The 11,968-nt window shown below is 37.1% G+C and carries 16 protein-coding genes; 8 read left to right on the top strand and 8 right to left on the bottom strand.

Going from position 1 to position 11,968, the window contains the following annotated elements:
- Nucleotides 1–3: 3 nt before the first annotated feature.
- Together ACWNMY_RS18220 and ACWNMY_RS18215 are read right to left on the bottom strand one after the other, a co-directional pair.
- The gene (locus tag ACWNMY_RS18220) at nucleotides 4–300 is read right to left on the bottom strand and encodes a spore coat protein (protein ID WP_449539675.1); all 297 of its coding nucleotides are present in this window, start codon (nucleotides 298–300) and stop codon (nucleotides 4–6) included.
- Nucleotides 293–502: a hypothetical protein gene (locus ACWNMY_RS18215; RefSeq protein ID WP_449539674.1), complete on the bottom strand. Its 210-nt coding sequence runs from the start codon at nucleotides 500–502 to the stop codon at nucleotides 293–295. Before ACWNMY_RS18215 ends, ACWNMY_RS18220 begins: the two co-directional genes overlap by 8 nt.
- Before the next feature lie 162 nt (nucleotides 503–664).
- Here ACWNMY_RS18215 and ACWNMY_RS18210 point away from each other — a divergent pair, with 162 nt between their 5' ends.
- The 5 genes from ACWNMY_RS18210 to trhO all read left to right on the top strand — a co-directional run bounded on the left by ACWNMY_RS18210 (nucleotide 665) and on the right by trhO (nucleotide 4,247).
- Nucleotides 665–880 carry a spore coat protein gene (locus ACWNMY_RS18210; protein ID WP_449539673.1) on the top strand — a complete coding sequence of 72 codons (216 nt, stop codon included), beginning with the start codon at nucleotides 665–667 and terminating at the stop codon, nucleotides 878–880.
- A gap of 12 nt (nucleotides 881–892) precedes the next feature.
- Complete coding sequence (locus tag ACWNMY_RS18205) at nucleotides 893–1,255, top strand: spore coat protein (RefSeq protein ID WP_449539672.1); 363 nt, start codon at nucleotides 893–895, stop codon at nucleotides 1,253–1,255.
- 21 nt (nucleotides 1,256–1,276) lie between these two features.
- A complete protein-coding gene (locus ACWNMY_RS18200) occupies nucleotides 1,277–2,416 on the top strand; it encodes a zinc-dependent alcohol dehydrogenase (protein WP_449539671.1) in 1,140 nt (379 codons plus the stop codon).
- A 77-nt stretch (nucleotides 2,417–2,493) separates the two neighbouring features.
- The gene (locus ACWNMY_RS18195) at nucleotides 2,494–3,264 is read left to right on the top strand and encodes a TatD family hydrolase (protein WP_449539670.1); all 771 of its coding nucleotides are present in this window, start codon (nucleotides 2,494–2,496) and stop codon (nucleotides 3,262–3,264) included.
- Nucleotides 3,265–3,341: 77 nt separating this feature from the next.
- Entirely contained in the window at nucleotides 3,342–4,247 is a 906-nt protein-coding gene (gene trhO, locus ACWNMY_RS18190) for an oxygen-dependent tRNA uridine(34) hydroxylase TrhO (RefSeq protein WP_449539669.1), read from the top strand.
- A 71-nt stretch (nucleotides 4,248–4,318) separates the two neighbouring features.
- On the opposite strand, the gene ACWNMY_RS18185 is transcribed toward trhO, so the two are convergent.
- Together ACWNMY_RS18185 and ACWNMY_RS18180 are read right to left on the bottom strand one after the other, a co-directional pair.
- Complete coding sequence (locus ACWNMY_RS18185) at nucleotides 4,319–5,347, bottom strand: serine hydrolase domain-containing protein (RefSeq protein ID WP_449539668.1); 1,029 nt, start codon at nucleotides 5,345–5,347, stop codon at nucleotides 4,319–4,321.
- A gap of 206 nt (nucleotides 5,348–5,553) precedes the next feature.
- Entirely contained in the window at nucleotides 5,554–6,219 is a 666-nt protein-coding gene (locus ACWNMY_RS18180; RefSeq protein ID WP_449539667.1) for an oxidoreductase, read from the bottom strand.
- 110 nt (nucleotides 6,220–6,329) lie between these two features.
- Between ACWNMY_RS18180 and ACWNMY_RS18175 the strand changes: the two genes are divergently transcribed.
- Complete coding sequence (locus ACWNMY_RS18175) at nucleotides 6,330–7,220, top strand: MBL fold metallo-hydrolase (protein ID WP_449539666.1); 891 nt, start codon at nucleotides 6,330–6,332, stop codon at nucleotides 7,218–7,220.
- Between the two features lie 64 nt (nucleotides 7,221–7,284).
- Here the strand turns inward: ACWNMY_RS18175 and ACWNMY_RS18170 are convergent, their stop codons facing one another.
- On the bottom strand, nucleotides 7,285–7,797 hold the full coding sequence (locus tag ACWNMY_RS18170) for a hypothetical protein (RefSeq protein ID WP_449539665.1): 513 nt from the start codon (nucleotides 7,795–7,797) through the stop codon (nucleotides 7,285–7,287).
- 230 nt (nucleotides 7,798–8,027) lie between these two features.
- Here ACWNMY_RS18170 and ACWNMY_RS18165 point away from each other — a divergent pair, with 230 nt between their 5' ends.
- Nucleotides 8,028–9,269 (top strand): ATP-binding protein, encoded by a 1,242-nt coding sequence (locus ACWNMY_RS18165; protein ID WP_449539664.1) that lies wholly within the window; start codon nucleotides 8,028–8,030, stop codon nucleotides 9,267–9,269.
- A 54-nt stretch (nucleotides 9,270–9,323) separates the two neighbouring features.
- On the opposite strand, the gene ACWNMY_RS18160 is transcribed toward ACWNMY_RS18165, so the two are convergent.
- Nucleotides 9,324–9,818 (bottom strand): hypothetical protein, encoded by a 495-nt coding sequence (locus ACWNMY_RS18160; protein WP_449539663.1) that lies wholly within the window; start codon nucleotides 9,816–9,818, stop codon nucleotides 9,324–9,326.
- A gap of 16 nt (nucleotides 9,819–9,834) precedes the next feature.
- Complete coding sequence (locus ACWNMY_RS18155; RefSeq protein WP_449539662.1) at nucleotides 9,835–10,752, bottom strand: ParA family protein; 918 nt, start codon at nucleotides 10,750–10,752, stop codon at nucleotides 9,835–9,837.
- Nucleotides 10,753–10,941: 189 nt separating this feature from the next.
- Between ACWNMY_RS18155 and ACWNMY_RS18150 the strand changes: the two genes are divergently transcribed.
- Complete coding sequence (locus ACWNMY_RS18150) at nucleotides 10,942–11,382, top strand: cell wall hydrolase (RefSeq protein WP_449539661.1); 441 nt, start codon at nucleotides 10,942–10,944, stop codon at nucleotides 11,380–11,382.
- 391 nt (nucleotides 11,383–11,773) lie between these two features.
- Here the strand turns inward: ACWNMY_RS18150 and ACWNMY_RS18145 are convergent, their stop codons facing one another.
- On the bottom strand, nucleotides 11,774–11,965 hold the full coding sequence (locus ACWNMY_RS18145) for a hypothetical protein (RefSeq protein ID WP_449539660.1): 192 nt from the start codon (nucleotides 11,963–11,965) through the stop codon (nucleotides 11,774–11,776).
- Nucleotides 11,966–11,968: the final 3 nt, after the last annotated feature.

Below are 11,968 nucleotides of genomic sequence, written 5' to 3'. Positions count from 1 at the left end.
TTGTTACTCTGTTAGTTTAAGTGCTGTTTGAGTAATAGCTAGATCAGTTTGTAGTTGCTCTCGCAAATCATCTGGGTGATACATTCCATTTTGAATCATATAATTTGTGATGTTTTCATGTGTTTCAACCGCATTCCTTAGTTGCTCTCTTAATACATCCCTTACCTGGGGAGTTGATACCTCAGTAATCGCAAATGCAATGTTTCGGATACCAGCTTTGGCAGAAATGAGAAAATCGGTTGCAATAACCTTATCTGTCATCCCGCCCATACCCATAAATTTTTTAATTAAATCATTCATTGTTTTGGCTCCTATCCGTGATTAATTGCTGTAGTTGGGTAATAAATTTTCTTCCCGATGCCACATCATTCGTTAGGATACTTTTTAGCTGAGGGTCTTGAACAAGTCCGCTCATCGTAAAGGCCTTTGTCACGCATAAATTTTTAAATGTAAGTAATTCATGAACCTCTAATGTCTCATGCAGCCCCATATATTGTGTCATGAAGATTCTCCTTTCTCATGTTTCTTACTGTTAGATTTCCTTTGACGTTGTATCTTATTCCACCCCTAGCACTTACTAAATTTGGTAATAAGTATTTTCATTATTTTTGGTGGTTCATGTAAAAAATAGGTCATCCTAACATTAAAAAGGAGTGACACATTGATGAATCATGATGCTCTAGGCTTCCACGAAACGATGGATACCCATGAAATGATAAATTTTAAAACAATTTGTTTGGTTCGCTCAAAATTAATGCAAGGCATTTGCTTTGATAATGATTTAAAAAAGCTTATGCAAAAAGATGTGCAGCAATCAGTTGCAGCGATTGAAGAATTGAAGGCATTGTATGAAAAAGCACGTACGAATTCAAAACAGTAAGAGGTGATGATGATGAACCAGGATTATTTAGATCCTAAATACTCAGAAGGAATGCCAAAGATGGCCGATGCCTCATTCGCGATGGATTTCTTACTTTCTGTAAAAACAGGAATCCGTTACTATTCAGTTGCTTTAACTGAAACGGCAAACCCTGAGTTACGACAAGCACTATACCGGCAGATGGAACAAGGAATTGATTTACATCAAGAAATTACAGATTTAATGATTAGCAAAGGCTGGTTGTATCCCAATGATGTTGAAAAGCAAATTGAATTAGATCTAAAATCTGCTGATATGGCCCTTGCCATTGCTAGAATGGAGCTTTATCCGAATGACACTGACAGACGCGGAACATTCGCAACACCGAATAAATAGAGTGCAGGAGGAAATTACCAGATGAAAGCTGTTACATATCAAGGCATCAAAGATGTTGCTGTTAAAGAGGTTGAAGATCCCAAAATACAAAAAGCGGATGATATTATTGTGAAGGTAACAAACTCTGCCATTTGCGGATCGGATTTGCATTTAATTCATGGCATGATCCCAAATACGCCTGAGAATTTTATCATTGGGCATGAACCAATGGGAATTGTGGAAGAGGTTGGACCAGAAGTTACAAAGGTGAAAAAAGGGGATCGGGTGATTGTTCCATTTAATATGAGTTGTGGAAAGTGTTGGTATTGTTCCAATGACTTCACAAGCCAATGTGACAATGCGAACGAACATGGTGAAATGGGTGGATTTTTAGGTTATTCGGAAACAACAGGTGGATTTGCTGGTGGACAGGCTGAGTATTTACGTGTGCCCTATGGAAATTTCATCCCTTTCAAAGTACCAGAAGATAGCGAAGTTGAAGATGAGAAACTTGTATTACTAGCTGATGTTTCATCTACTGCGTATTGGTCTGTCGAAAATGCAGGGGTAAAAAAAGGAGATACCGTCATTGTTCTCGGTTGTGGTCCAGTAGGTTTACTTGTTCAGAAATTTGCCTGGATGTTTGGAGCAAAAAGAGTAATTGCAGTTGATTATGTAGAATACAGATTACAGCACGCCAAAAGAACCAATAACGTTGAAATTGTGAACTTTGAAAGTGAAGAGAACATTGGAAATCACCTAAAGGAAATCACCCAAGGTGGCGCAGACGTTGTGATTGACTGTGTAGGTATGGACGGAAAAATGACACCAATGGAATTTTTAGCAACTGGCTTAAAACTCCACGGTGGTTCAATGGGTGCCATTGTCATTGCCTCTCAGGCCGTAAGGAAATGTGGAACGATTCAGCTCACTGGTGTTTATGGTATGAGATACAATGCATTTCCTCTTGGAGATATTTTTGAGAGAAACGTCCAACTAAAAATGGGTCAAGCCCATGTTATTCCTGTCATTCCAAAACTTCATGATCTCGTTGCTGAAGGAAAGTTTGATCCTAGTGACATCATTACTCATGTGATACCACTGGAGCAAGCAAAACATGGATATGAGGTATTTGACACCAAAACTGAGGATTGTATTAAAGTTATATTAAAGCCGCATTAATCAGGACAGAAAGGTTTCCTTTCTGTCTTTTTATATGGATGTAACTTTGCTACTATCAAGATAGTGAGGTGAAAAAAATGATTGATGCACATATCCATCTTGAGCAATATGAAGGTAACACAATTTTTGAGGATCTAAAAAAATGGCAGGAAGCTGGGATTACTGGTGTTATAGCTGTTTCAAATGATCTTTCTTCCTCCTACCGTACTCTAGAGCTTACATACCAATTCCCCGAGTTCGTCCATGCAGCGTTAGGGTTCCATCCTGAACAACCACTTCCGTCTGAACTGGATTATCTTGAATGGGAACAATTAGTTCATAAAGAAAGAGGAAACATTGTTGCTATTGGTGAAATTGGCTTGCCTCATTACAATCTTGCAAACTTACCGTTTTCATTAAAACTCTATAATGATTTTTTAGACCGTTGTTTGGGTGTTGCTGCCCAGAACCATTTACCAGTTGCCCTCCATGCGGTCCATGATAAAGCCCAGATGGTGTTAGATTTAGTAGAGAAAAATCAGATCACACATGCCCATTTTCATTGGTTAAAAGCACCAACGGATGTCATACAAAAGATTGTTCAAGCAGGTTATTTTATTTCGGTCACACCTGAGGTTTGCTACCGGTCTCGTGATCATGCATTGGTAAAACAAGTTCCACTATCACAGCTGTTAATTGAAACCGATGGTCCTTGGCCATATAAAGGTGATTTTACAGCTCTGCCTACTACTCCACTGTTTTTGCAGGATATACTTACGCAGCTCGCCCTGTTGTACCGAATGGAAGAAAAGGAATTACGAAACCTGCTTCTCGCAAATACACAACGTTGCTACCGAATAAGGAAATAAAAAGTACCTTTATTTGCCCCTTACTTTTTGATATTATACATTAAGGAAAAAGCATTATATTGAAATAGGTGAAGAATATGGATTATCAAGTATTACTTTATTATAAATATACAAACATTGAGGACCCACAAGGTTTTAGAGACGCTCAATTTGAGCTTTGTTCTTCCATAGGACTACGAGGAAGAATACTTGTTGCCACAGAAGGAATCAATGGTACGGTTTCTGGAACAGTCGATCAGACTGAAAGATATATGGAGATAATGCGAAGTGATTCCCGTTTTTCAGATATGGTATTTAAGATTGAGCCAAGTGAAGAACATGCATTTAAAAAGCTAAAGGTCAAAGTAAAACCAGAAATAGTGAATTTGAACTTAGAAGAAGACTTAAATCCTAACGAGATAACTGGGAAACACCTTTCTCCAAAGGAATTCCTCGATACACTACAACAAGAGGATGTTATCATACTTGATGCACGTAACACGTATGAGTATGACCTAGGCCACTTCAGAGGTGCAATTCGACCTGATATTGAAACTTTTCGAGAGCTTCCAAAATGGGTAGAAGAAAACTTAAGTGAGCACAAGGATAAGAAAATTTTAACTTATTGTACCGGTGGAATTCGCTGTGAGAAGTTTTCTGGATTTCTTGTAAAAGAAGGCTTCCAGGACGTTTCACAGCTCGAAGGTGGAATCATCTCATACGGCTATGACCCAGAAGTAAAAGGTGTACTTTGGGACGGAAAATGTTATGTTTTTGATGAGAGAATCTCTGTACCAGTCAATCGAACTGGTGAAGAAACAGTGGTTGGCAAGTGCTATCACTGTGGAAAATCTGAAGAACGATACGTGAAATGTGGCAATCCAGAATGCAACAAGCACTTACTACTTTGCGAGGACTGTGAGCATGAGCATTACAGATCCTGCAGCCAGGAATGCAAAGATCATCCTCACAATCGATATGTGAAGGAACATCAATTAGCATAGAAATGTGAGCACGGTCTATTCTAAAAAGAGCATGTAAGGGCATGAGTCAGTATGATGCTGGGCACATGCCTTTATATGTAAGATTTATAAATCTCTCCAATAATCCCTTTCATCTGATGTACACCTAATTCAGTATTCGTCATAATAATGGTACCTTTTTCTATATGCGGATACGCCACCACCATACACTGAAAACCTACTCCCCAGCCTAAAGCTGTAACTTCTAATTCGGTTCCAGTTCCCTCTAGAAATACACCTAATCCTGTCCAACTTTTTCCTCTTTGAGACGTTATCATTTCTTTAGCCAAACTTTTTGAAATTCCAATCTTACTTTCCCCTTTTACAGCATCCATTAACTCGAGGACCAATGTAGCTAAATCTAATGAAGTTGTCCATACTCCTGAAGCTGTTGGATAAGGGTAAATAGGATATTTCCCATTAACTACTTCGCCCTTTCTATTATGACCACATGAAAATTCTTTTTTCTCTATCTCTTCCAATGTGTTATGGAAATAGCTATTTTTCATTCCTAATGGTTGAAATATGAACTTATTTACTACTTGATAAAATGGCGTTCGTGTCACATCTTCTATAAGTTGCTGAATAATACAATAACCTGCATCTGAGTAGTGAAATTCACTCTCCGGCTCGTAATGTACTTCAATAGGATCCTTACAATAAGGCGTCTTTCCCTCTAGTAATTCAACTAGTAATGGAGTACCTATGTCAGATCGTAGTTCATAAAAACTCCCTTCAGGATCCAAAATTCCAGATTGATGACTGAGTAAATTTCTTAACGTAACTTTTTTAATTTTTGTATAGTTATTTTCAGGCACTTTCCATGTTACCAGTCTATCATTTGCATTTTCATCTAAAGTAAGATGTCCTTCCTCTACCAGCTTTAAAGCCGTCAGTCCAGCTATGAATTTACTAATAGAACATGCACTAAAAATAGAATTCTCATTTACTTTTCGATTACTGTTCGCCTCAAGAATTCCATAATTCTCTGTTCCACTAATTTGACCGTTTTTAATCAATGCAATACTTACACCTTGAACTTTATAATGTTCCATTCGTTCTTGTATATTAATAGTAATCACCTTTTCTTCATAAGGTTTTTAATTATCATAACACGAATATATGTTCGTTTGTTTGTGTTTAGAAAATAAACTACTAGGATCTTACATTTGGTTCAAAGCAAGTAAATTCTATAACCCTTGTGTACTGAAAAAAGACACACCTTTTTGTGAAATTGAGTGTGCCTTTGCTAAATTTAATTGTTTTCCTTCTGGGAGGATTGCTCGCACTACTTCTTCCCTATCTCCTCAATTTCAGCAGAGGAATAAATTATTTGGTCTTTCCCTTTTCCCTGAGCAACTCGGTACATTGCTCTTGCAACTGTTTTTCCTTCAATTGCTTTATACTTCTTAAGCGGGCCGACAAATAAGAATCGTAATCCTTTTGATAACGCAGCACCAATTTCCTCGCCAAGCCTGAATTCTTGCCTGTTACCAAGAAGAAGAGATGGACGGAAAATAGACAGTTGCTCAAAGTCCAAAGCTTTTACTTTTTGCTCAAGCTCACCCTTCATCCTTGAATAAAAAATTTTTGAATTTGGATCAGCGTTCATTGCGCTCACAATTGAGTAATGTGTTGCTCCATTTTCCTTGGCAATACGTCCAATTTCTACAGGGTACTCCACATCAATCTTATACATTGCTTCCTGTGTCTTTGCCTTTTTAATCGTTGTACCCAAACATACAAACACATCATTAACACTAAAGTACTGTGAATACTCATTTAGAAGACTGAAATCGACTACAACTTCTGTTAGCTTTGGATGATTCATCCCTAGTGGGTTTCGTACCAACGCATATACCCGTTCATATTGTGTTGTTTGTAACAAAAACTGGAGCAACTCACTTCCAATTAAACCTGTCGCCCCAGCAATAAGTGCACTTTTCCCTTCCATTTTACAACTTCCTTTCAAACCTCAACTATGTAAAAATTATAGCATTACATCAGGCTCCATGCTATAATGAATGAACATTCACTCAATTTACATATAAAAGAGGTGTTTATATGGAACGAATTGGACCGCTCCTTATTATTGAAGGTCCCAGCAAAAGCAAAGTACCATTTTCACGAAGCCTTTATATTGATTGTCCTGATAAAGTATTAATTGATACCGGTGCTGCGCCTGAGGCATTGGTAGAAATAGAGAGTCGAAAAGGGGTTGACCTAATTGTAAACACTCATTACCACCCCGACCACACACAGCATAACCACTTGTTTCCCTATACACCAAAGCTGATTAATTCGATTGAATATAAGACTGCACGTTCCATTGACGGTGTCGCAAAATTGAATGGAATTTATCAAGAATGGGGGTCGTCTGGAGTTGAGTTATTTCGCAATTCTGTGCCAACAGAATGGGTAGAAAACCTTACCGATATTTCGGATTTCTATGAGTATGAAAAAGAATATCGATTTGGTGATGTAACTGTTAGATTCCTTCATACACCGGGACATACAAAGGGATTCGCTTGTCCTTATTTCCCTGACTTAGGTGTTGTTTTTGCAAGTGATTACGATATGACAACCTTTGGACCTTGGTATTGTGGAACAGATGGAGATATCGATGAATTTATTGCTTCTGCCAAAAGATTACTTTCCTTAGATGTGAACACCTACATAACCGGACATCAAAAAGGTGTTTTTACAAAAAAGGAATTTAACGAAGCGATGGTTCCTTATTTAGATATAATTAATGAGCGCGATCGAAAAATTGAACAACTAGTTCACAAAGGTCTAGATTTTGAAGAACTCACGAATGTAGGTATTTTTTATCCTAAAAAAGCACTTACACAACCTCTTTACCAAACGTGGGAAAGAGTTGGGATTCGTAAGCATTTAAAACGACTTGGATTATCTGTACCAGAGGCTTCTTCTACATTTTCATTGCAGAACTAATAGGTTTTGGCTAGCCCTGCGACTGCTTGTCCACAATCAGGAACGCACTTTTTAAAAGTGCGTTTTAGTATGTTATCCACTCGATGTCCTCACGATCAACTAATTCTTGAATCGTTTTGAGATGATCTGAGTGATTTGTTATTTCATATTCATCCAGAAACTCCTCGTCTAAACTAAAGTTAATACTTTCCGTATAAAGAATGTCATCTCTTTCATTCGTTGTAAGAATACTTATCCTGTATTTTCTATATAATTGTCGTGCGTCTCTATCCTCTCTAAGTTTCATGGTTGAGAAATCTTCCAGAACATTTTCAATTATTTTTTCGTCCGTAAGAATAACACTTGCTTTTCTATTCCCAGTAGAAGGTTCCAGAATCTGAATAGAAACATTCTGAACAATACTCTGTTCATTCAAATTACGAGATACTAATTTGTTAAATGTTGTGCGCTTATCAAGCTCAAACAGGAGAAAAGTTCCCAGAAGAATGATGAGCATTACAAAAATCACAAGTATTCTCTTTTTTAATGTTAAATCAATACCTAAACTCCCCAAAACCCGATCCACAATATTATTCATCCGTTCCTCCTCTTGTTCTCAATATCTATAACAATAGTAAATAAGGAATATGTAACAGTAAGTAATAAGTCCCATTTTAACCCAAATTCATTCTATTTCAAAGGTTTTACTTGCCCAATTGCTATATAAAAATACTTATGAGAAATAATTTACAAAATCTGTAGAATTATATTGTCGAAACATTAAATCTATTATAAACTTTTAGTATCAACTTCTTTTGTAGGTGAATTATGGAAATTACACAGCACTTCTTATTTAACCTTGCAATATTAATTATTATTCTATTTATTGGATTAATATGGTTTGAACGAAAACGAAACCTGACCATCTCAAAATGGGAGGCTTTCTTAGGGTGCGTTGTGCTTCTTTTGATTTGCTTTACAATTTCTTTTAAACCTACTCCTTCCTCTTATTACGACCTCCGTTATCTTCCAGTTTTAATTGGAGGATTGTATCTAGGAATAGGTCCATTTTTGTCTATTGCAGTCATCATTATGAGAGGTATTTTCGGTCTTGACCCAGGATTTTATGCGACTGCTCTACTGTATTTCCCTCTTTCCATTCTCTTATGGAAGATGTATCCATGGTTCTGGAAACAAAGTTCTAATAAGCGTGTGTGCATCGCTGTCTCTTTGACTTTTATTATCTCTGTATTAACAGCCTGCGGCATGCAGTTTTTCACACCGCCAAGCGATCCTTTTGATGCTTGGTTTGCTTATTTGGTCGTTCCACCCGTTGGATTAGGCATTTTATCTTATTTAATCGAATTTATTAGAAAAAATATTCAGTTGCGCCTGACTGTTGTAAAAACAGAAAAATTACAGGCTGTCGAACAAATGGGGGCAGCTATCTCTCATGAAATTCGAAATCCACTTACAGCAGCATCCGGTTTTGTCCAATTACTAATGACGAGCAACCTTCCGCGTCATAAGCAGAAAGAATATCTATCAATCATAAAAGAAGAGTTAGGGTCTGCCGAAAGAGTTATTCAGGATTATTTAACTTTTTCAAAGCCTGCTTTAGAGACTGTTGAAGAACTGCAGGTAAAAAGAGAATTACAACAAGTTATCTCGATTTTAAAACCAACTGCGAATCAATATTCAGTCAAAATCAATACAAGCTTTGCTCTAATTGGCTCTATTGATGGTGACCGCCAAAAATTCCATCAATGCTTTATCAATGTTATTAAAAACGCTATAGAAGCAATGCCACGCGGTGGTGAATTATTTGTAGAAACTGGCTATGATCGATCAAATGTTACAATTGTCATTAGAGATACAGGTATAGGTATGTCAAAAGAACAGATTGAACGACTTGGTGAGCCCTATTATTCTACAAAAGGCTCTAAAGGGACTGGCCTAGGAATGATGGTGGTTTACAGTATCGTCAAGGCAATGAATGGAGCTGTACGCGTTAAAAGTACGATAGGAGAAGGAACTGAATTCACGTTTGAATTTCCTTCCATTACGTAACAACCCCACGCCTAACGTGGGGCATTTATTTTGATACCTTCCTTATAATTCAATTTATACATATTCTAAAAATGCTTTTCCCCTCTTTTTAGCTCTAATCGTACTCTTAATTGACTCGTAAACTGCGTTTTTCGTACCTTTCAATTCCAAGTTTTCACCCGTTAACATGCAATAGAGTAGTTTTAAATCTAGTGCAGTAGAATCCTTCATGACTGTTGTTTTCGAGCTTCCTTCTATATAATCAACAACTTGTTGTGGTGTCTGTAGCTCCGTATATGTTAGTTTTGTCCCCGATAATTCTCCGTACTTTTTTTGAAATAAAAGGTCTACAGTGGTAGAGAATGACATTTTCCCCTTTTTAGTTGCTTGTTTACCCGTTTTCTGTTGCTCGGTCACTAATGCATCGATCGAGATTTCTCCGTATTTTTTAAAAGTCTCTATTGCTATTTCAATTTCACTAATCTCCTTTCTTGAAAGGTGTAGTGTTTCGTAGATTGATTTTACCTTTTCTAAATGAACAACTAGTTTTTGAAATGTAACTGTACTCATCGAATACTTCCCCCATTTATAGATAGCTATTGAATAAATTTGGTTCCAAGCAAGCTAGAATTTCTTCGGTTAAATCAGCGTATTCGGAACGCTTCTTTCCATGAGCTGTATCACGAGCAATATCTTCATAATTATTAATAATTGTGGTAAATAGATAATTCCCCTTCTCTATATCCGACAACATGGAGTCAATCCCAGATGCTATCAGATCTTCTTTTAGCTCCTGTAAAACAGATTGATTTTTTACAGACCCTTTCTTCAAGGTTTCAAATATCCCCATAAGCATTGGTTTCGGGCCAAATAAAAGGGTTGCGAGGTTCGCTTTTTCATCTTCTACACAATGCTTTCTATATATCTTTTCGACCGTCTTAATATAATGAACGACTCCCCGTATACTCATCGTTTGTATAATTGATGGAATAACGTAATAGTCTGATAGAAGAAATGCACCTTGTGTAATAACATTATTGCTTGGTGGACAATCAAATAAAATATAATCGTAGTTATTTCCAATTCCACTATTTTGGAAGAATTGTTGTAACACGACAAGGTCCTCAAAATCATCTTTCAAATATGTAGCAATTTGATCAAGACCCCCATTTCGATAAAAGATATTGGATGGAATAAAGTGGATTTTTTCAGAGGTTTGTTTTATTAGGTTTTTCGTATCAAGAGTATAGGTCAAATATGGATATTGTTTAAATTGGAGCCACATATCATACACATAATTTAGGCACTCTTGTCCCTCAAGTTGATCAAGGGTAGTACCAATCCTTGTAAGACAAATCTCACTTAACGAACATTGTGGGTCTAAATCGATAAGCAGTACACGTTTCCCTGCTGCTGTTAGGTGTAAGGCAATCTGGTAAATACTCGTAGTTTTGCCTACTCCTCCTTTATAGTTACCAACAAAAATTTTCTTCCCCTCCGCCACGCGCGTACCTCCTCAGTCGTATTCAATAAAATGTATTAAGGAATGGGGTTACTTAGAAGTGACTACCTGAAAAAGAAGGTAGCTCGCACAACATGTGACAGGCAGGATTTGTCCTTTTTTGATAAGAATGATAAAAAGCCGACATGTTTCTAGGCTTTTTTCATACAATTCTTGTAGAGGTGATGAAAAGTGCCAAGAGTACAGTACACAGACCAAGACATCTCTTTAATGGCAAGGATGATGAGGGCGGAAGCAGAAGGCGAAGGCCGACAGGGTATGCTGATGGTGGGTAACGTCATTGTTAATCGACGAAAAGCGAATTGTTTAGATTTTAAAGGGTTACGGACAATACGGCAAGTGATATATCAAGTGCAAGGTGGAAATTATTCTTTCGAAGCCGTTCAAAAAGGGAATGTTTTCTATCAACCTGCTCGTGATGTAGAAAAAAGGTTAGCCAAACAAACCTTAGACTTCTGGAGAGAACATCCTTCCAAACATGCTCTTTGGTATTTTAATCCGTATGCTGAATGTCCACCCACATGGTACAATCAACCATTCACAGGGCAATTTAAGCAACATTGTTATTATGAACCACAACCTAATACATGCGAAGGTGCTTATAGTTGGTAGTCTATCCCCACAATTGTGGGGATTTTTTATTATGCAAGTTTTATTTTCGTAGGCTTATGAAGTCTATTATGTTACTAAGATTGATTAGTTACAGTCTTCAACAGGCGTTGAAGTACTTAATCCCTATCTGTTTCATACGTTATGGTCTTCATCATGCCTATGAAGAACATAACCCCTATCTGTTTCATGAGTTTTGGTCTTCATCATGCCTATGAAGAACTTAACCCCTATATGTTTCAGAAGTTATGGTCTTCATCATGCCTATGAAGTACTTAACCCCTATCTGTTTCATACGTTATGGTCTTCATAAGGAGTATGAGGGCTACAATGTTCGTCAGTTTCATGAGTTATTTACTTTATTTAGATTATAAGACTAATACGCTAGGTAGTTTCAAACGTTATGTTCTTCATCTGAGGCATCACGTTTAGGCTTATAGGATGATAATATCAATCCAAGTAATAGCGCAATAAGTCCCCCTAAACCTGTCGTAATAATAGACAGTTCCTCTTTAAAAAAGTACTCACTAATCCCTAAAAATAGTATAATAGCAAAGCCTATAATGTTTATTTTGGTTACTTTCATTTC

This window comes from Ferdinandcohnia sp. Marseille-Q9671 (assembly GCF_976954385.1).
This window is presented reverse-complemented; position numbering and strand designations above follow the sequence as displayed.

Coding starts and splice junctions, on each gene's coding strand:
- ACWNMY_RS18200 (WP_449539671.1), top strand. CDS start 1,277: ATGAAAGCTGTTACATATCAAGGCATCAAAGATGTTGCTGTTAAAGAG.
- ACWNMY_RS18195 (WP_449539670.1), top strand. CDS start 2,494: ATGATTGATGCACATATCCATCTTGAGCAATATGAAGGTAACACAATT.
- ACWNMY_RS18175 (WP_449539666.1), top strand. CDS start 6,330: ATGGAACGAATTGGACCGCTCCTTATTATTGAAGGTCCCAGCAAAAGC.
- ACWNMY_RS18145 (WP_449539660.1), bottom strand. CDS start 11,965: ATGAAAGTAACCAAAATAAACATTATAGGCTTTGCTATTATACTATTT.
- ACWNMY_RS18160 (WP_449539663.1), bottom strand. CDS start 9,818: ATGAGTACAGTTACATTTCAAAAACTAGTTGTTCATTTAGAAAAGGTA.
- ACWNMY_RS18220 (WP_449539675.1), bottom strand. CDS start 300: ATGAATGATTTAATTAAAAAATTTATGGGTATGGGCGGGATGACAGAT.
- trhO (WP_449539669.1), top strand. CDS start 3,342: ATGGATTATCAAGTATTACTTTATTATAAATATACAAACATTGAGGAC.
- ACWNMY_RS18180 (WP_449539667.1), bottom strand. CDS start 6,219: ATGGAAGGGAAAAGTGCACTTATTGCTGGGGCGACAGGTTTAATTGGA.
- ACWNMY_RS18165 (WP_449539664.1), top strand. CDS start 8,028: ATGGAAATTACACAGCACTTCTTATTTAACCTTGCAATATTAATTATT.
- ACWNMY_RS18210 (WP_449539673.1), top strand. CDS start 665: ATGAATCATGATGCTCTAGGCTTCCACGAAACGATGGATACCCATGAA.
- ACWNMY_RS18215 (WP_449539674.1), bottom strand. CDS start 502: ATGACACAATATATGGGGCTGCATGAGACATTAGAGGTTCATGAATTA.
- ACWNMY_RS18170 (WP_449539665.1), bottom strand. CDS start 7,797: ATGAATAATATTGTGGATCGGGTTTTGGGGAGTTTAGGTATTGATTTA.
- ACWNMY_RS18205 (WP_449539672.1), top strand. CDS start 893: ATGAACCAGGATTATTTAGATCCTAAATACTCAGAAGGAATGCCAAAG.